Origin of the sequence: Liquorilactobacillus mali, from assembly GCF_001437155.1 — a bacterium.
Lineage (GTDB): Bacteria > Bacillota > Bacilli > Lactobacillales > Lactobacillaceae > Liquorilactobacillus > Liquorilactobacillus mali_A.
In genome coordinates, this window is sequence record NZ_JQAR01000005.1 from 96,842 (window position 1) to 117,587 (window position 20,746).

General features: G+C 35.7%; 17 protein-coding genes. 4 read left to right on the plus strand and 13 right to left on the minus strand.

Annotation, left to right across the window (positions count from 1 at the left end):
• From IV36_RS03985 to IV36_RS04020, 8 genes are all read right to left on the minus strand, one after another.
• Positions 1–1,158, minus strand: a complete 1,158-nt coding sequence (locus IV36_RS03985; RefSeq protein ID WP_235810233.1) for a PDZ domain-containing protein — start codon at positions 1,156–1,158, stop codon at positions 1–3.
• A 363-nt stretch (positions 1,159–1,521) separates the two neighbouring features.
• On the minus strand, positions 1,522–2,409 hold the full coding sequence (ftsX, locus tag IV36_RS03990; protein WP_056990903.1) for a permease-like cell division protein FtsX: 888 nt from the start codon (positions 2,407–2,409) through the stop codon (positions 1,522–1,524).
• On the minus strand, positions 2,399–3,088 hold the full coding sequence (gene ftsE / locus IV36_RS03995; protein WP_056990904.1) for a cell division ATP-binding protein FtsE: 690 nt from the start codon (positions 3,086–3,088) through the stop codon (positions 2,399–2,401). The genes ftsX and ftsE overlap by 11 nt, the downstream gene beginning before the upstream one ends.
• A gap of 97 nt (positions 3,089–3,185) precedes the next feature.
• A protein-coding gene (gene prfB / locus IV36_RS04000) for a peptide chain release factor 2 (protein ID WP_235810234.1) occupies positions 3,186–4,302 on the minus strand; the annotation gives its coding sequence in 2 pieces (ribosomal slippage) (positions 3,186–4,229 and positions 4,231–4,302; 1,116 coding nt in all).
• 93 nt (positions 4,303–4,395) lie between these two features.
• Entirely contained in the window at positions 4,396–6,759 is a 2,364-nt protein-coding gene (gene secA, locus IV36_RS04005; RefSeq protein ID WP_056990905.1) for a preprotein translocase subunit SecA, read from the minus strand.
• A gap of 174 nt (positions 6,760–6,933) precedes the next feature.
• Entirely contained in the window at positions 6,934–7,476 is a 543-nt protein-coding gene (hpf, locus tag IV36_RS04010) for a ribosome hibernation-promoting factor, HPF/YfiA family (RefSeq protein ID WP_056990906.1), read from the minus strand.
• 116 nt (positions 7,477–7,592) lie between these two features.
• Positions 7,593–8,270, minus strand: coding sequence for a ComF family protein (locus IV36_RS04015; RefSeq protein ID WP_235810235.1), 678 nt, complete (start codon positions 8,268–8,270; stop codon positions 7,593–7,595).
• Positions 8,257–9,612, minus strand: a complete 1,356-nt coding sequence (locus IV36_RS04020; RefSeq protein ID WP_056990908.1) for an ATP-dependent helicase ComFA — start codon at positions 9,610–9,612, stop codon at positions 8,257–8,259. Before IV36_RS04020 ends, IV36_RS04015 begins: the two co-directional genes overlap by 14 nt.
• Here IV36_RS04020 and IV36_RS04025 point away from each other — a divergent pair.
• Positions 9,576–10,292: a YigZ family protein gene (locus tag IV36_RS04025; protein WP_056990909.1), complete on the plus strand. Its 717-nt coding sequence runs from the start codon at positions 9,576–9,578 to the stop codon at positions 10,290–10,292. The genes IV36_RS04020 and IV36_RS04025 overlap by 37 nt on opposite strands.
• Positions 10,293–10,354: 62 nt before the next feature.
• Here the strand turns inward: IV36_RS04025 and IV36_RS04030 are convergent, their stop codons facing one another.
• The 4 genes from IV36_RS04030 to groES form a co-directional block, all read right to left on the minus strand.
• A complete protein-coding gene (locus IV36_RS04030; RefSeq protein ID WP_056990910.1) occupies positions 10,355–11,458 on the minus strand; it encodes a glycosyltransferase family 4 protein in 1,104 nt (367 codons plus the stop codon).
• 123 nt (positions 11,459–11,581) lie between these two features.
• Positions 11,582–13,411: an APC family permease gene (locus tag IV36_RS04035; protein ID WP_056990911.1), complete on the minus strand. Its 1,830-nt coding sequence runs from the start codon at positions 13,409–13,411 to the stop codon at positions 11,582–11,584.
• A gap of 522 nt (positions 13,412–13,933) precedes the next feature.
• Complete coding sequence (gene groL / locus IV36_RS04040) at positions 13,934–15,559, minus strand: chaperonin GroEL (RefSeq protein ID WP_056990912.1); 1,626 nt, start codon at positions 15,557–15,559, stop codon at positions 13,934–13,936.
• A 37-nt stretch (positions 15,560–15,596) separates the two neighbouring features.
• Positions 15,597–15,881, minus strand: coding sequence for a co-chaperone GroES (groES, locus tag IV36_RS04045; protein WP_003688845.1), 285 nt, complete (start codon positions 15,879–15,881; stop codon positions 15,597–15,599).
• Between the two features lie 175 nt (positions 15,882–16,056).
• On the opposite strand from groES, the gene IV36_RS04050 reads away from it, so the two are divergent.
• Positions 16,057–16,689: a CPBP family intramembrane glutamic endopeptidase gene (locus tag IV36_RS04050; protein WP_056990913.1), complete on the plus strand. Its 633-nt coding sequence runs from the start codon at positions 16,057–16,059 to the stop codon at positions 16,687–16,689.
• Positions 16,690–16,729: 40 nt separating this feature from the next.
• On the opposite strand, the gene IV36_RS04055 is transcribed toward IV36_RS04050, so the two are convergent.
• Positions 16,730–17,383, minus strand: coding sequence for a redox-sensing transcriptional repressor Rex (locus IV36_RS04055; RefSeq protein ID WP_003688849.1), 654 nt, complete (start codon positions 17,381–17,383; stop codon positions 16,730–16,732).
• Between the two features lie 236 nt (positions 17,384–17,619).
• On the opposite strand from IV36_RS04055, the gene IV36_RS04060 reads away from it, so the two are divergent.
• Positions 17,620–19,557, plus strand: coding sequence for an ABC-F family ATP-binding cassette domain-containing protein (locus IV36_RS04060; RefSeq protein ID WP_056990914.1), 1,938 nt, complete (start codon positions 17,620–17,622; stop codon positions 19,555–19,557).
• Positions 19,558–19,854: 297 nt separating this feature from the next.
• Positions 19,855–20,607, plus strand: coding sequence for an NUDIX hydrolase (locus IV36_RS04065; RefSeq protein WP_056990915.1), 753 nt, complete (start codon positions 19,855–19,857; stop codon positions 20,605–20,607).
• The last annotated feature ends 139 nt before the right edge of the window (positions 20,608–20,746 follow it).

The window sequence follows — 20,746 nt, forward strand, 5'->3', positions numbered from 1 at the left end:
TTAATGAAACAATATTACGCCTATTTCGTGTGGTGAATTTGCAAAAATTGCGCTCTCTGCTAACTTCAACTGACCTTCATATGTTCTAACTTTTAATTTACAGTATGCTGAATTTCTTTGCAATGCTTCATAAAACTCTGACTCTGTTGTAACAGGAACTCCATTACACATAATTATTACGTCCCCAATTTCCAGATTCATCTTTGCAGCAGGCGTTTCAGGTTGAATTGCGACAACCCTAATTCCGTCATGAGTTTCAGCATACCATTTGCCCTTTCTCTTCATCTTTGCATACCTTTGTATAAAGCGCAAGATAACCAGTAAAAGTAATATAACAAATACAAAGATTCCAGTAATTGGGATCAAGAATCCTAAGATAGTTCCAACTATAGCAATGATCAGCTCCTGTTGTGTATTAGCTTTTGCATTTTTTAACTCTGACTCAACGGTATTTCGCCAAAGTCTTAGTGTCCAAGAGACCCATAGTGGTAAAACAAATAGTGTAAAGGATTGACCCCCAAAACTAAAAACCGGCCAAAAGGAAATAAGACTGTGTATATAATTACCCGGTACAAGAACAATCAATGGCAGAACGGTTTGATCCTTCAAAGAATACCTGATTAATCTCCTACCTCTTTTTCCATTATATATTTTAGGCTGAAAAGAGTCTTGATGGTAGCCTCTTAACATCAATAATTTCGCCAAATAAAAAATTACTAAGATAGCAAAAATAGTGCCCGGCTTAACATCAAGAAAGGATTTCAGACTCGTAGGAACAATTAATTTATCACTAAATAGCTGTAAACCAGCTATTCCTATGCTGCTTCCAGTGAAAATCAATAAAAAAACAGTATTCAAATCTATGTATAATGACAAAACAATGCCGACAAACGTGATTCCCATATAAACAAAAATCCACTGTTTTGTCAGCTCTAATCCTAATAAAATAGTAATAACTGAGCTTAAAAAACCTAGCTTAAGCGCATTTTTTATATAATAGCGTCCCTCAAAAAAATCATTATTTATTGCCGTTCTAAAGTGTTTTCTCTCATGTTTTATTCTTCTCAGATAACCCAGAAAAACTACAATTAGGCCACACAAAACAATCGGATTTAAAATAAGCAGCGCTAAAAAAGCCATAAGCTCCATCTTAATCATCCTCCCAAACTACTTAATTTATCCACGTTTATAGTATAGCAATATATCATGATTATCACAAAAAAGTAATGAATATACAGATTGCCAAAAAGGAGCATGACCTAAAGCAATAAAATTTGCGTATTAACGCAAAATTACGAATATAGCATATCCCCTACTATAATTACTTTGGAGTAAAAGTAATTCAGAGTAAAACATAAAACAGGAAATTTTGGCTTATTAGGATATACTTGTACACAATAAATAAGGACTGAGTCAAAATTTAATTTATGACCCAGCCCCTTTCTATTTCAAAACAAAAAACTATTTCATACAACATTTTTCTAGTACATCTGTTACACTAATTAAAATCTTCTTTTACTACTAAATCCTGAGAAAGCGTCTCATTGAAATTCCAGAACCAATTGCTCCGATTACAATACCAATCAAAATTAACAAGGTATCAATCTGGAATAAAAAGACACTCGGAGTCAACAGGCTATATCCAGTGCTGGCAAGAGAATTTGAAATAATTCCATAAAGCCATACATATCCTAAATCAACAATAATTATTGGGATAATCGCACCAAACAATCCCGTCCAAGCTCCCTCAAGAATAAAAGGCCATCTGATAAAGCCATTTGTCGCACCAACCAAGCGCATAATCGAAATTTCATTTTTGCGTGATAGAATCGTGATTCTAATCGTGTTAGAAATTAAGAAAACTGCAACAAAAAGCAATAAGAGACTTATGGCGATACCCCATTTTTGGATATTATCAACAATATTGAACAACTTCTTTGCAGAAGCCCCACCATACTTTGCATCATAAACATGCTTCATTTTTTTTGCTTCTTTAGCAATTGTTACGGTCTGTTCCGGTTTCTTTGCACTCACAACGAAGACATCGTTTAGCGGATTATCATCGCCACCGAAAAGTTTGAACTCTTTTCCGTAACTTCCAATTACATTTTTAAGCTCTTGTTCTTTACTAGAAAATTTAATTTTGCTGACAGAATGAAGTTTTGCTAAATTCTGTTTAAGTTTTGCTTCTTGTTTCTTGTTCGTCCCACGATCAATAAGTACCCTGACCTGAACATCATTTTCAATATCAGAAGCGACTTTATTAACATTCATTAGAATTGAAAATAAAATACCCACTAAAAGAAGGGTCACCGTAACCGCACTAAGCGCAGCGACAGACATCCAACCATTACGTTTTAAGCTCTTTAAGCTTTCAACCACATGTCTCTTAAACGTACTAATCTTCATCTTGGAAAAATCCTCCTTCAGTCTGATCACGAACAATTTTTCCATCTTCTATCTCTAGAACACGGTGCTTATATTGATCAACAATTTGACTATTATGGGTGGCCATTACAACAGTTGTTCCCTCACTATTAATTCTTTCAAGAATTTCCATTATTCCAGCTGCGGTGTCTGGATCCAAATTACCAGTTGGTTCGTCAGCAATTACAACTTCGGGTTTATTAGCAATGGCACGTGCTATCGAAATTCTTTGCTGCTCACCGCCTGAGAGTTCATTAGGAAATGCATCTACTTTATGCTTCAATCCCACCAAATCCAACACATAATTCACTCTGGTCGCAATTGTCTCAGGGTCTTTTTCAATAACTTGAAGTGCATAGGCAACATTTTCAAAAATAGTGAGCTTTGGCAATAACTTGAAATCTTGGAAAACAATCCCTAATTCACGCCTTAAAAATGGAATTTCACTATTCTTTATCTTTTGTAATTCATAATCATTAACCTTGATTTCACCGGAAGTAGGACGTTCTTCACGGTACATCATTTTTATAAATGTTGATTTTCCAGCTCCACTGGGACCAATCACATAAATAAATTCACCCTGTCGAATCTTAACGTTAAAATCATTAGCCGCCAAGACTTCATTGGGGTACTTTTTAAACACATGTTTAAATTCAATCAAAAGGATTTTCCTCCTTATATTTTGATACACCCCAAGTATTATATCATTAATACTAAATGCAATATTGCAACAACGTTACAATTTAGTTTCAATTAGTTTATTGTGGATTTCTCAATTGTAATTCATACTGTAAAAATGCATTTATAAATCCATCTAGATCTCCGTCCATAACGCTTTGTGCATTCCCTGTCTCATAATTTGTCCGGTGATCTTTTACTAATGAGTAAGGATGAAAAACATAAGATCTAATCTGTGAACCCCAGCCAATCTCAAGTTGTTGGCCTTGAATCTCAGCTTTTTTCTTTTCCTGCTCCTCTAACTTTAGTTGATATAATTTAGACCTCAACATGCTTTCAGCAGTCGCACGGTTTTGAAATTGTGAACGTTGGGCCTGACTTGATACTACTATTCCTGTTGGAATATGGATTAAACGAACCGCAGAAGAAGTCTTATTGATATGTTGTCCACCTGCACCGCTAGCACGGAATACTTCCATCTTGACATCTTCCGGTCTAAGCTCGACCTCAACGTCATCTCCTAATTCAGGCATTACATTGACTGACGCAAACGAGGTATGTCGCCTTCCAGCGGCATCAAATGGTGAGATTCGGACTAGTCTATGCACTCCCTTTTCACTGCGCAAATATCCATAAGCATTAGTTCCTTTAATCATGAGGGAAACACTCTTGATTCCTGCCTCATCTCCAGCTTGATAATCTAAAACTTCCACTGAGAAATTATGCTGCTGTGCCCAACGATCATACATCCGCAGCAACATTGAACCCCAATCTTGAGATTCAGTTCCACCAGCACCTGGATGTATTTCCAGAATGGCATTGCTCTTATCATACTTGCCGTTTAACAAGAGTGTTAGCTGATAACTGTTCATTTTCTTTTGTGCACTTTCAATTTTTTCATCCAATTCAGCAATCATTTCTTTATCCGGCTCAATTTTTACTAATTCCAGAAGAACTTCAAGTTCATCAAGTTTATCAGTTAATTCTTTAAAATTATCATGTTTGATTTTCAATTCATTAGTTTCCTCGATTAACTTCTGGGCTTCCTCCTGATTATTCCAAAAATCCGGATTAGCCATTTGTGCCTCATTTTCAGAAATTCTAATATTCAATGCATCTAAGTCAAAGAGACCCCCTAAAGTCTGTGACTTGTTCATTCATTTTTTCGATAATTCGCTTATAATCACTTATTTCCATTTGTATACTCCTTTTTATTTATTAACTAAAGAGTCTCAACATATTCCAGTAAAACTGAACATGTTAAGACTCATAAAAAATCTATCTAAATTATCAACGCTTGATATCTTGTCTGATTTCAGCCTTCAAGAACAAGCGAGTAATATCATACTCGATATCTCCGATCATCTGTTCAAACATTCTAAATCCATCAGTTTGATACTCAACTAATGGGTTCAGTTGCCCATAACCACGCAGTCCGATGGATTGACGCAATTGATCCATTTCATCAATATGATCTGTCCACCTTGAATCAACTACTCGTAGAACAACAACCTTCTCAAACTCAAGCATTTGCGAAGCATCATACAGTTGTTTCTCTTTCATTGCATAATTAGCATTGGCACAGTCCATCAGGTAATTAACAATCTCCTCAGGTTTTTTACCTTGCAGATCCTTAATTGTAATACTATCTTCATTAACCATAGCACCAATCGCAAAATCAAGAATTGCTTGCAAGTTCCAATCTTTTTGCTCACCTTGTGTATGCATTTGTACAAAATGTTCAACAGTTCGCTTGATCATTGCTAAAATAATTGGTTTAAGAGATTTTTCCTCCATAATGACTTGCTGCCTTTGAGCATAAATAACTTCACGCTGTTCACGCATTACATCGTCATATTGCAACACTTGCTTACGCGTATCATAGTTATTACCTTCTACACGTTTTTGTGCGGATTCAACTTGACGTGAAATCATTTTACTTTGAATAACAGCATTCTCGTCCGCAACTTTGAAACGCTCAAGAATCGCTTTTACTCTTTCTGAACCAAAACGAAGCATCAAATCATCTTCTAACGAAAGATAAAATTGTGTTAGCCCTGGATCACCTTGTCGTCCTGAACGTCCTCGCAACTGATTATCAATGCGTCGAGATTCATGACGTTCAGTCCCAATAACTGCTAACCCACCAACTTCGCGAACACCTGGTCCTAACTTAATATCCGTTCCACGTCCAGCCATATTGGTAGCGATTGTTACAGCACCACGTTGACCGGCATTCATAATAATTTCAGCTTCCTTAGCATGATTCTTAGCATTTAAGACAGCATGTGCAATTCCTGCTTTATCCAGAAGTTCTGACAACAACTCTGAAGTCTCAACTGCGACTGTACCAACAAGGATCGGCTGTCCTTTTTCGTGGCGTTCCTTGATATCTTCAATAACAGCTGCAAATTTACTCTTCAATGTAGGATATAACAAATCTGGGCGATCCTCACGTAAAACAGGTTTGTTAGTAGGAATGGAGATAACTTCCATATTGTAAATTTCACGAAATTCTTCTTGTTCAGTTTTAGCAGTACCAGTCATACCAGCAATTTTCTTGTACATTCTAAAGAAATTCTGATAGGTAATGTTAGCCATTGTCGTCGTTTCCTGCTGAATTTCAACATGTTCCTTAGCTTCAATTGCCTGATGAAGTCCATCCGAATAACGACGTCCTTCCATGATACGTCCTGTAAACTGATCAACGATCAAAACCTCACCATCAGAAACAACGTAATCTTTATCACGCAACATAATGAAATTTGCACGCAAAGCATTGTCCAAATGGTGTGTTAACGCTGTGTTGTCAGGATCATATAAATTTTCAAGACCAAAATACTTTTCAGCTTTCTTAATGCCATCTTCACTTAGAGAAACTGTTTTTGATTCAAGATCGATCTTAAAATCAGTTTCTTCGGTCAAGGTCTTAGCAAAACGATCTGTTCTAGTGTACAATGTTGTAGATTTTTCAGCCTGTCCAGAAATAATCAAAGGAGTTCTGGCCTCATCAATCAGAATTGAATCAACTTCATCAACTATTACAAAATTAAGTGGTCTTTGAACCATATCTTCACGATAAACAACCATGTTATCACGAAGGTAATCGAACCCTAGCTCACTATTTGTTGAATACGTGATATCACATTTATATGCAGCACGTTTCTCATCTGGCGATAAACTCGAAATATTCAATCCAACTGAAAGCCCCAGCCAAGAATACAACTCACCCATTTCTTTTGCATCACGTGCCGAAAGATATTCATTAACAGTTACAACATGAACACCTTTTCCAGCAAGAGCATTTAGATAAACCGGCATAGTAGCCGTCAAGGTCTTACCTTCACCAGTCTTCATCTCAGCAATGTTACCCTCATGCAAAACTATTCCACCAAAGATTTGAACCCTAAATGGATACAATCCAAGAACTCTTTTTGCACCTTCGCGAACAACTGCAAAAGCTTCTGGTAGTAAATCATCCAAGGATGCTCCTGCTACAAATTTTGCCTTTAATTCCGGTGTCTTTGCTTGTAATTCTTCATCACTTAAGGCTGCCATATCGTCAGCGTATGCTTCAACTTTATCAGCAATTTTTCCCAAGCGTTTTAATTCTCTATTATCACTTTCGACCCATTTTCTTAGGACATTTACCATGTCATATTTCCTTTCCAAAAAACTCAATATAAAAATTTATTCTGTTATTTAAAAAAACAGCATATCACTACGTATTTTATCATCAATTACTCTAATTTGAAACAATTACAATATATTTTCAATTCTCACAAAAAAACGAGCTCGTCCCTAAAAGAGAAAAGCCCGCCTTTTCGGTTAATCTTCTGTAGATTCAATCAAACCATATCTACCATCTTTTCTGCGGTAAACAATATTGACTCCGTCTGTCTCTGCATCTTCATAGATAAAAAAGTCATGTCCCAACATATTCATTTGAAGAACAGCCTCTTCACTATCCATTGGTTTTAACGAGAAATGTTTGGAGCGAACAATATCAAACCCGTTCTCACTTTCCTCATTGTCATCCTTTACTTGAACATTATTGAATCCTTTTTCACGTGACTTACGATTAATTTTAGTTTTATGCTTGCGAATTTGACGTTCTAGCTTATCTGTCACTAAATCAACACTAGCGTACATGTCAGGCGATGTCTCCTCAGCTCTCAGTACAAGGTACGGTAATGGAATGGTAACCTCAACCTTGGCGGTCTTATCAGAGTAGACCTTTAAATTTACATGAGCTGTTGAGTTAGAAGTATCTTCAAAATATTTTTCTAATTTAGTCAATTTCTTTTGGACATAACTTCTGATTGCCTCTGTGACTTCGATATTTTCCCCACGAATATTGTACTTAAGCATAACAAACCTCTCCTTTCACAACTCAGCACCATCACTCGCTAAAGCATATCAACGAGCAAAGGTATGCTAACTTTATTATAAAAGAAAACGTTACAATTAACAAATATTATCCCTAACTATCTTGCAAGTGTAATTGACTTTATTTTTTTGGCACCTGCATCTTTCATTATTTTTGCAGCATGATACAAGGTACCGCCTGTTGTATAAATATCATCAAGCAACAATATATTTGCCGCTTCAACTTCTACCCGTCTATCACTATTTAGTATAAAAGGCTGTCTTCTCCTTAAACGTTCTCGTCTATTCAGCTTTGATTGCTGTCTTTTTTCATCGTTTCTAACTGTGAGCAGTTCCGTGAACGTCAAACCTGAAAACAATGCTTCTACCTGATTAAACATCCTTATCTGAAAACTTTGTTTAGAAAGTGGGACTGGTACATACAACCACCCTTTACCATATTCCTTTTGAACGATTTCTTTTAATTCTTCATTGAAAATATTGGAATAATAGTAGTCACCCATAAACTTGAATCTTTCAAAATATTTTTTCATCAACTCGTTATACTCATACAATGCAATATTTCCTAATAAGTCACTATATTCCCTTTCCCATTTTCTGCAATCAACACAGATATCTTCTTCGTTCATTTTTCTTCCACAGCCAAGACACCTAGGATAATTAAGTAATGCCACAAAGTTATTTTTGCAATTTTGGCAGAGAAATTTTTTCTTTGGCCGCTGGAAGGAAAGTACCCATTCAAGATCAAAATACTCATTAATTCTACTCTGGCACATCAAACAGTGACTCATTTTTTATTTTTCTTCCTTTCAGGTTAAGCAAAATAATCTGTTTCTTCGCATTAACAACAGTCATTTTCTTACGGCTACATAGAAAAATTGCGTCACCATCAGGTTCTTGTGCGCTTCTGCCAACTCTTCCAGCAATCTGGACAAGAGATGCACTGTTAAACAACTCGTCATCTGCACCCAATACTAAAATATTCAAACCAGCGAAAGTCACACCACGCTCAAGAATAGTTGTAGTTACTAAATATTGAAATGTCCCATTTCTCATCTTTTGAACTTTTTCAATTCGCTCCTTATCAGCTGAAAAAACTGTTTCTCCCTCACATCTGCCATTAACAAATTTGTTAATTACCAAATTCACATCCCTTAAAAAATCAATTCGCGAAACAAAGACTAGAAATGGTTCTTTATTATCAATCCAAGAATTTATAATCTTCCTGAGCTTATTACAAATTTTTCCTCTTTGTAATTCCTTCAACCAGTTTGTTCTTATAATTATCTTTGGAATAGGCAACTCGTGTCCATGGTATCTGGAAGGCAGATAACCAACTTCTAATTTTTTTCGCCGAACTTGTTTCATTAAAGAATGAGTAGGAGTTGCTGTTAGCATAATTAATGAACTGACAGATTTTCTAGCTGAATTAACTGCATTCATTAGCATCACATCATCTTTAAATGGGAAAGCATCAACCTCATCAATAATGAGCATATCAAATGCACCTTTAAAACGTAATAACTGATGTGTAGTACAAATTACCAATTGCGTATATTCATATTTTTCAGCCTGATAACCATGTAAAAGCACCATTGTCACACATTCAAACGCTGCTTTTAATCTTGGATACAATTCATTACAGACATCAACGCGTGGTGAGGCAATACAAACTCTTTTATGTTTCTTAAAAGCATCGGCCAGACTTGCAAAAAGTATTTCGGTTTTCCCAGCACCAGTTACTGCCCATAATAAAAAATTCTTGTTGTCTCGTTGAATCTGAATGATTTTATTCGAACATCTCAATTGATTTTTAGACAGTTCTCCCTTCCATGTCAATGGATCAGGGATATCCAAAAAAAGATTTGGTTCCTCTATCGTGTATAATATATGTTGTGTTGTAAGTCTTCCCAACATTATACATGCAGGACAATAATATTGTTGATTAGGTAGAAATGCTCGTTTCTTTGGCGTTTTCTGACCGCATCTATTACAAATTATTATATTCTTTTGTACTTCTAATGCTGCCCTTTTTGAAAACAAACCTTCATCCATGACCATAACTTGATTTGTTTTCCTTAATGCTACCCATCTCCCAAAGAAATCTTTTTTCTGCATTGCCTCACCCCTCATCAAAAAATAAATACGCAAAGGAGTCGATTAACATCGAAAGTTACTTAACAATTGGGCAAGAAAATTCTGCCGACTTAATAATCAAGAAATCCTCTTTCATCTGTAGTGTTGCGCGCACAGATACTGAGCAGGATGCACAAAAATTTATCGAAAAAATCAAAAAACTTAACCCCAAGGCAAATCACAATTGTTTCGCCTATGTGATTGGTTCCAAAAATGATGTTCAAAGACAAAGCGACAACGGAGAACCTTCGGGAACTGCCGGTGTTCCTATTTTAAACGTACTTCTAAAGACAAATGTTCGAAATACAACTGCTGTAGTAACAAGATATTTTGGCGGTATAAAACTTGGAACTGGTGGATTAATTAGAGCTTATGGACAAGCAACGACATTGGCACTTAACAATGCGATTGTTTTGATAAAACCGCAAAATATTACTGAAATAACAATCAGTTATTCCCAACTTGGACGCTTTCAAAATTTTGCTGCCGAAAATCAACTAGTAATTGATTCAATTTCTTATCAAGAAAACATTCTTCTTTCCCTCTTAACAGATCCTTCTGAAACATCTACAAATTTATCCGAAATAAAAGATCTCCTTAATGGGCAGGTCACATTCAGACCAAACGGAACAAAATATATTGAAACGCCGCAAATCAAATAAAAAAGGAATCTTGGACAAAGTATTTCTCCTTGTCAAAGACTCCTATTTTTTATTGATAATTATCATTTCTTATTTTTAGATGAAAATTTATGTCCCTTTATCTTCAAGACTTTCCCTATCCAATTCAATACAGGTCTTCTCTCAGGTCCAACTAGCCCGATTGATTCCACAAACAATTCTAGTCCGACCAATGTTGCAACAGTCAACAAGATTGAGCCTCCCAAGTTAGAAATCGGATAAAGCAGCGAAATCATTGAAAAGATAAGTGCTATCCCATATATCACCAGCACTGTTTGTGTATGTGATAGGCCCATTTCCATTAATCTGTGGTGTAAATGGTGCTTATCGGCTTGTGCAATCGGTTTCTTATTCAAAAAGCGACGCAATATCGCAAAAACGGTATCAGTAATTGGAACACCAAGTATTATCACTGGAATAATTATTGAAATAAAAGTTGCATTCTTGAGCCCATAAAGAGAAAAAGTTGAAATCATAAACCCAATAAAAAGAGCTCCTGTATCTCCAAGATAAACCTTAGCTGGATGAAAGTTATATGGCAAGAAGCCTAATAAGGCTGCCACCAACATAAAGATCCAAACTGAAACATACGTACTTGTAACCGTCAAGAAGAAAAAGCCTGTAATCCCCATTGTAAACAGAGCAATTACTGATACTCCGGCAGCAAGTCCATCAAGACCATCAATCAAGTTAACCGCATTAGTAATGGCTAAAATCCAGATTAAAGTAACCGGCAGACTCAGAATCCCCAAATCGAGGGTACCCAAAAAAGGAAGTGTTAATGTCGTCATCCTGATATTCGCAAAAAAATAAATCACTAACCCCGCAATCGTTATCCCCAATATCTTCTGTTTGGGCTTAAGTTCAAAAATATCATCAATTATACCTGTCAAAATTATTACACATTCAGCTGCTAGAAGTGGCCAAAATTGACTACTAGGATATTCTTTTCTTAAAATAAATATATTTGTTATATTAAAGGCCAAAAAAACTGCAAGGCCCCCCATTGTCGGCATTGGTGTTTTGTTGACACGCCTAGCATTCGGATTATCAACCGCGCCTATTTTGAAAGCCAATCGTCTAATAATTGGTGTCAAAAAAAACGAAAATGCCAGTGTTGCCAAAAAAGACGCAACAACTATATACATACGCCGTCCTCTTTCTTTTTCTTTAATAAATTAAAGAAGAGCTTAATTATCTACTAAAATTATAGAACCACTCTCAGTCATTATAACATAAACTCATATAGCTTTTATAGAGTCGCATAAAGTCTACTTCTTCAAATGATAACTATACGTTGACACAATAATATTTTCACGCGAATTCAACACAGCACGCAACCTTAAACTGGTCTGATTGTGTAAAATATTTTGCCATGGTTTACGTGGTACAAATTGCGGCACTAGGACTGTCATTGAATAATTTTTTTCAGCTGAGTTTTTAGCAATAACATCACAGAAACGCAAAACAGGGGTTGCTACCGAGCGATATGAAGAATGCAAATCAACAAAACGTACATCTGGAAATGACTCCTTGAATTCTTTCGCAGTTTCATGTTCTTTTTTTGGATTCTCATCAAACGAAACATGCATTGCAATCACATAATCACCTATTGACCTTGCATAATTGATAGCCCCTGTCGTTACATGTGTTACTGAACTTACAAGAACAATTACAGTCGAGCCATCATAATCATGAAGTGTAGCCTCTTCACTCAAACGTAATTGAGAAGCAACCATGATATAGTGACTGTGAATTTTTTGAAATGCAAATAACAGAACTGGCATAATTACCAAGTATGGCCATACATTTTGAAAATGCAGCAAGAACAAGAATACAACTAAAAGAAATGAAATAATTGTTCCTAACAAGTTCACGAGTGCATTCAAAATCCAATTTTTTCCTTTTTCCCTGAACCAATGGATTATCATCCCTGATTGAGAAAGTGTAAATGGTACAAAAACACCGACTGCATACAAGGGAATCAACAAGTTAGTCTGCCCATGAAAAATCAATATTAGGACAATCGCTCCAACTGCAAGCGAAATAATTCCATTCGAATATGCTAAGCGGTCTCCCTTATCCATATACATATGAGGCATGAATTTGTCTTTTGCCAAATTATAAGCCAATATTGGAAAGGCCGAAAAACCCGTATTAGCAGCGACTGCCAGTATCATAGCCGTCGAAAATTGCAGTAAGTAATAGAAGATACCCTTACCAAAAACTGCTATCCCAATTTGGGACAGGACAGTTTCTTTAGTACTGGGAAGTACACCTAAGTAATAACTTAGGAACGTAACTCCGGTGAAAAATACACCTAAAATCAATGCCATCAAAGCTAATGTATTGGCTGCGTTTCTTCTTTTTGGTTTTTTAAAGTTTGGAACTGCATTACTGATAGCTTCAACACCGGTCAAGGAAGATGATCCAGCCGAAAATGCTTTGAGAAACAAGATTAAAGACATTCCTGGAACAGCTCCGCCTATTGGTGCAGCAGCATTGTATTGAATTTTGTTTGTAACAATATTGAATAGTCCCCATGCTAACATCGAAACCAGAATGGTGATGAACAAATAAACTGGGAACGTCAAAAAAGAAGCCGACTCACGCATACCACGCAAATTCAAAGTCATAATAAACAAAACAATGATAATTGAAATTGCGATACTGTGCGCCCTTAAATATGGAATAGCTGACGTAATAGCCTCGGTCCCAGAAGTTACAGAAACAGCAACAGTCAGCATGTAATCAACTAGTAGCGAACCACCTGCAACTAGACCAACAGGCGTTCCCCAGTTTTTTGTTGCAACAATATATGCCCCACCACCGGATGGATAAGCATGAATAATCTGTCTATACGACAAGGTTATTGCAAACAATAGAATCAAGACAATTCCAGCAGCCGGTAAAGCATACCACGTAGCTGCAGCCGACAAAACTACCAGAACTGCTGTAATTTGTTCAGTACCGTAAGCCACTGAAGACAATGCATCTGAAGATAACAGAGCCAAAGCTTTGAATTTTGTCAGCTGTTGATTACCTTCATCCGTTGTTTTTAAAGGCTTTCCAATTAATAATCGTTTTAAATAGTGCCACATTTAATTTCCCCTCTTTGATGACTAAGATAATCAAATTCTATGAAATAGCATCATTTTGCTATCTGCTAATTCCCTATTAAAACAATTTATCACACTTTACATTCAGTTGCACCTTAAATTCAATACCAATCTGAATTTGAATATTCTTTCAGATACATCAGCAAATAAATTAATACTCTTTCTTACACACTTTATTTCCTATTTTAACTATTCTAACAAGCAACAACTTAGTACAATTTTAATATTTTACTCAATAAAATTTTACTTGATTATTTCAAAAATAAATACGCCAAAATCCGTTTTTTACAATAAAAACTTGTAATGTGAAATAAACTGAAAAAATTTAAGTTAAGTACTAATTAGAAATTTCAAACATCTATGAATGCTTTTCTACCTGTAAGTCATGGTTAAAATAAAATTTCGACTTATGAAATACGTTCACACACAGTAAACAACAGAGCTAGGTCAGAAGTTAACTTTTGACCTAGCTCTGTTGTTATTAGTTATTTAATATTGTATTTATTACATCATTCCGCCCATACCTGGTGCAGCAGGTGCAGGAGCAGCAGGTGCCTCAGGTGCTGGTACATCAGCAACAACAGCTTCTGTAGTCAGCAACAAAGCAGATACACTTGCCGCATTTTGCAAAGCAGAACGTGTTACCTTAGTTGGATCGACTATTCCAGCCTTTACCATATCAACCCATTCATCAGTAGCGGCGTTGTAGCCGATACCTGGTTTCTGTGATTTCAGCTTTTCAACAATTACAGATCCTTCAAGACCCGCATTTGCAGCGATTTGACGAACAGGTTCTTCCAAAGCACGTTTAACAATGTTGATACCTGTTTGAACATCGCCTGTTTCCTTTAATTCAGCCACTTTACCAATGACATTAACTAATGCCGTACCACCACCTGAAACAAATCCTTCTTCGACAGCGGCTCTAGTAGCATTTAATGCATCTTCAATGCGGTACTTACGTTCCTTTAATTCAGTTTCGGTTGCTGCACCAACTTTGATTACAGCCACGCCCCCAGCAAGTTTAGCTAAACGTTCCTGTAATTTTTCACGATCAAAATCTGAAGTTGTTTCAGCAATTTGCTTCTTGATTACGTTTACACGCTCAGCAATTTCTGACTTGTTTCCAGCACCTTCAACAATGGTTGTCTTTTCTTTTGTAACAGTAATCTTGCTTGCAGAACCAAGCTGATCAACCGTTGTGTCCTTCAATTGCAGGCCCAAGTCCTCTGTAATAACTGTTGCACCAGTCAACGTAGCAATATCTTGGAGCATTTCCTTACGACGATCACCAAAGCCTGGAGCCTTAACAGCAACGACATTGAATGTTCCACGAATCTTGTTCAAAACAAGAGTAGGCAATGCTTCACCATCAACATCATCAGCAATAATCAATAATGGACGTCCTTGCTCTACAATTGATTGTAAAAGATTGAGAATCTCTTGGATGTTTGAAATCTTCTTATCAGTAATCAAGACATATGGATTATCCAAATCGGCTTCCATCTTATCATTATCTGTTACCATATATTGTGAAAGATATCCACGATCAAACTGCATTCCTTCCACAACATCCAATGAAGTATCAATACCCTTTGATTCCTCAATTGTGATAACACCATCGTTTCCGACTTTTTCCATTGCATCTGCAATCAACTTACCAACCTCTTCATTGGCTGAAGAAATTGAAGCAACTTGAGCAATATCACTCTTTGATTCAACCTTATTCGACATCTCATGCAATTCATCAACTGCAGCTTTAGTTGCTAATTCAATACCGCGACGAATGCCGACTGGATTTGCACCAGCAGTCACATTCTTCATTCCTTCTGTAACAATTGCTTGTGTTAATACAGTAGCAGTTGTAGTACCATCACCTGCAATATCGTTTGTCTTTGAAGCAACTTCTGCAACAAGCTTTGCTCCCATATTTTCGAAATGATCTTCAAGCTCGATTGCTTTTGCAATTGTTACACCATCATTTGTGATTGTTGGTGAACCGTATGATTGTTCCAAAACAACATTTCTTCCTTTTGGACCAATTGTTGATTTAACTGTATTTGCTAACTTATCAACACCTGCAAGCATCTTTGAACGAGCATCTTCTGAAAACTTAATTTCCTTTGCCATCAATAATTCACCTCATAGTCAATTTATATAATAATATTTAGTCTACAATTGCAACAATATCTTTTTCATGAACAACCAAATACTCTTTTTCTTCGTATTTGACTTCTGTGCCAGCATATTTATCAAACAAAACCGTTTCACCGACTTTAACTGATAAAGCAACCTTCTCACCGTTATCTAAAACTCGGCCTGCACCAACTGCAACCACTTTTCCTGTTTGTGGCTTTTCTTGAGCATTGCTAGCAATCACTATGCCGCCAACAGTTTGTTCCTCATCTTTTTGAACTTCCAAAATAACACGATCTCCTAAAGGTTTAAGCACTATATATCCCTCCAATATTGTTTTGTTTTTAGCACTCTGCTAATTCAAGTGCTAATCACAACTATTACTATAATCAATTCGCACTAAAAATGCAAGTTTTTTATCACTCTACTTACGAGAGTGCTAATTAATGTATGTTATACTGGGTTTACTATTAAAGTGAATGGAGTAACTCATGGATATCAGAAAAAATTCTTTAGCACTGCTCATAACATATCTCGTTGTTATGCTCTTTCCAAACATCTTTTTTACAGTAATCAAAAGCAACCCACTGTTGTTTATCACAACTAGTATCATGGGAACTGTAGGAATATTTTTTATGTTCTATCTCAATCGAAAATTTCCATTTAAAAACAACATTGAATCAAAACAAATTTCATTGACCTCTGTACTATTATTAGGCTTTTTAGGGACGATTCTAGCTTTTGTTATCCAAAAAGTGACGATGCTTGTTGAAATCTATCTTCTGCATCAATCAGTTGTTTCTGAAAACACTAGCCAAATAATGACCATTATTGCTCACTATCCCTATTATTTAATATACGTAATAGCTGCTGCACCGGTAATGGAGGAATTTATTTTTCGCAAGGTGTTCTTTGGTAATCTTTCAACATTCATCAATCCAATGGGAGCTGCACTCTTTTCGAGTGTTCTTTTCAGCATTGCGCATGCCGACGGACATTACTTAACCTATGCTTGTTTAGGACTGGTTTTGAGCTTTATATACTACAAAGCTCACGACATTAAAGCACCAATAATTGCTCATATACTTATGAATATTCTTGTCATCGTACTGCAATTAAAATAAAAAAGCCTTACCTCAGTAAAAACTTTGGTAAAGCGTGATGTTAGTCTAATAAAGTTTCATCTTTATCACCGAATTTGTTTAAGAAATAAATCAGTGTTTGTAATTCATTTGTTAGGTCAACGTTTTGGACTCTAACAGTATTAGGTACAGTGATTCTAAGGGGTGTAAAATTAAGTATTCCTTTAATCCCGACATCAACAAGTTCGTTCGTAACTTTTTGAGCAACACTGGAAGGAACAGTCAAAATTACGATCTCGATTTGTTGAACTGTTAACTGTTCCTTCATATCAGCCATATCATAAACTGGCACACTACTCTGAATCGTTCCAGTAATATCCTGGTTGATATCAAAAGCTGCACTAATACGTACATTGTTGCTCTGATGGAAATTATAATTCAAAAGCGCATGTCCTAAATTACCCACTCCGATCAGTGCTACATTTGTTAACTGATCTTGGTTTAAAGTCTTTTTGAAGAAAGCAAGTAGGCTGTCTACATCATAACCGTACCCTCTTTTTCCAAGGGCACCGAAGTATGAGAAGTCTCTTCTAATTGTTGCAGAATCAACCTTAACAGCATCTGCAAGTTCAGTTGATGAAATTCTTTGTTTACCTGCATCCGATAAAAAGTGCAAGTAACGATAATAGATCGGCAGTCTTTTAGCTGTCGCATGAGGAATTTTTGATGTTACCATGTTTTAGCTCCTTTCGCTAATAAATAATTCAGTCTTTTTAAATAGTATAACACACTCCTTGTGAAGCTATGTGTTTAACTATCTTCACAAGCATTAATATTGTACACTATGTTTTACCGTGTTTATGCTACACTAAATTACATTCACATGCAATAGAGCATACAATTACTTGCTAAATTTCACAAGGCTTGTAACTGCCTTAATCTCCATATTTTAATATTTAAGAGGTGTTTTTTATGATTTTACTTCAAGTACAAAATGTCGAGCGTCTATTTGGAAGTGATGTTCTCTTTGAGAAAGTTAACCTTGACGTTCAAGACAATTCTAGGATCGCTCTTGTTGGGCGAAACGGGGTTGGTAAATCAACCTTGATCAAAATGATTGTTGGTCTGCAATCTCCTGATAATGGTCAAATTACTAAAAATAAAAATATGACAATTGGTTACCTAGCTCAAGACAATGGTTTGAATTCTACAAGAAGTATCTACGACGAAATGCTTACCGTCTTTGATGATCTGAAGAAGATGGAAGTAAAGATGCACAAACTAGAAAATGAGATTTCATCTTTTAATCACTCTGATCAACCACATTCAAAGTATGAAGCACTTCTTAGCAGCTATGACCAACTATCGCACAATTTCAAAGAAGCAAATGGTTATGGCTATGAGTCAGAAATTCGAGCTGTCTTGCATGGCTTTAAATTCTATGAAAAAGATTTCACCACTATTATTGGAACACTATCGGGTGGACAAAAAACTCGCCTAGCACTTGCAAAACTGTTATTAGAAAAAAACGACTTATTAATATTGGATGAACCGACAAATCATTTAGACATCCAGACTTTAAGCTGGCTAGAAGGTTACTTGCAATCTTACTCAGGTGCCCTCCTAATTATTTCACATGACCGCTATTTTCTTGATAAAATTGCCAAGGAAGTTTACGAACTCACCTCAAGTGGAACAGAACATTATCAGGGAAATTATTCTTTCTATATTGAAGAAAAGGCTAAACGCTTTCAACAAAAAATGAAGCAATATGAAAAACAGCAAGAAGAAATCGAGAAACTTGAAGATTTCGTTGCGCGTAACATTGTGCGAGCATCAACAACAAAAAGGGCTCAAAGCCGGCGAAAGCAACTTGAAAAAATAGATCGACTTGAACGGCCAACTGATGGACAACAGGGGCCGCATTTTCAATTCATTGCAAACCGTCAGAGCGGAAATATCGTTTTAACTGTTAACAATGCCTTTATTGGATATGAAAGTGATCCAATATCAGGGCCAATCAATATTGATTTACGAAAACATCAAAGGATGGCGATTGTTGGCAGCAATGGAGTTGGAAAGTCAACTTTGTTGAAAAGTATCCTCAACAAAATTCCTTTGATCAGTGGTGAGTATTCATTTGGGACAAATGTTGACACTGGATACTACGATCAGGAGCTAAAAAACTTGCATGCTACTAAGACTGTATTAAATGAGTTATGGGATGAACATCCCACTACCCCTGAAAAAGATATTAGATCGATTTTAGGCAGTTTCCTTTTTTCTGGAGATGATGTTAAGAAAGTGGTTCACAATCTTTCCGGTGGTGAAAAAGCTCGCTTATTGCTGACAAAACTTGCATTCAACCACGATAACTTCTTAATTTTTGATGAACCAACTAATCATTTGGATATTGATAGTAAAGAAGTGCTTGAAAGAGCTCTTTTGGACTACGATGGGACTGTACTCTTCATTTCACATGATCGCTATTTCATCAACAAGGTTGCGACCAATGTTCTAGAAATATCTGAAAATGGTAGTCAACTCTACTTAGGTGATTATGATTATTATGTCGATAAAAAAGAAGAACAACTTTTGCTTGCACAGGAAAATGAACAAAGTGAAATTACAGTTGCTAAGAAACCTGAAAAAAACAACTATCAACTTAATAAGGAACAACAGCGTAAGGAACGAAAATTGCGTCGCGAAATTGAAGAAATCGAAAATCAACTTGAGAAACTCAATACGAAAGAAGAAGAAATCCAAAAACAAATGACACTTCCAGAGGTCTATTCTGACCCTCAACAAAGTACTGAGTTACAAGAATTACTAAAGAATACACAAGCTAAAGTTGCTAACTTGGAAGACTCATGGGAAGAAAAAAGTATGAGACTTGAGAATTTTGACTAATATTTTCTTTTTACTACTGATCACTACTGAAATTTAACCAAAAAAATCAAAAATAGACATTATATTTTCTGAGGAACTCTGCACATGAAAAAAAAGCACACAAGACATAAATGTTTAAAACATTATTATTGCGCTGACTTTTTATCACAGCTATAATAATTTCGAAAATCATAGATTATAAATAACCGGTTATACTGGTACCTAAATTTTAAAGTACTAAAATATTATAAGACTTAGTTTCCAATAATTTGCGCTTGTTCACAAACAAGAGATATCTTTCTATACTTGGAGAAAAACATGAATAATTTAAAAATACAGAAGGTTAAAAAAAAGATTTCTGTTACCTATTCAGGTACTAGTACAATTTTGTCTGTCGAAAATCAAAGAAAAATTACTAGCAATTGGAATTCTATAAATCGTAAAAAAAGATATTTTAATGGTGATATATATACTGTTAACCGGATTTGCAGTACCCAAAATGAAATTATTTTCTCGGTAAACAAGACTGATTATGCCCACTATTTATATAGCAATAGTCATAACTTACAAGAGGAAGATTGCAAAATCATATTCACGTCCGTGGTTTTGTTAACAAATGACAACAAGATCATCTTGGGCAAAATGGGAACAAGCACGTCAAGTCCAGGTCGAATACAGTGTATAGGCGGTAATATTGACGCCAATGACTTAGAAGAAAATAAATTCAATCTTAGAAATAGTATTTGCAGGGAAATAAATGAAGAGATTGGAATAAGTGTTCCTAAAAATAAATTAACTCCAGCGTATTTAAAAACTGATTCATACATGAAATATACAGCAATTATTTTTTGGATTAATTTGGATAAGAGCTGGACTGACATCAAAAACTTATTCCAGAGACATACTAACGCTTTATCAAATATGAATAGATTACCCGAATTACAAAATCTGCTACCCGTTAATTTAAATGAAGAAAGCATCAGTGATTTTTGTAAAGAAAACAAAAATCACTTGGTAGACTACCTCCCGCCTTTGCTTAACACAATAGTACTAGATAAAAAAAATACCTAGTCTAACTTGAATTATTCTTTATAATTTCTGGTTAAATTTATCTTACTTTTTGCATAACAGACTATCTTCAGATAAAACTAGGCAACTGGCTACCACCCAAACTTGGATGGCAACTAGTTGCCTAGTAATTTAATTATTT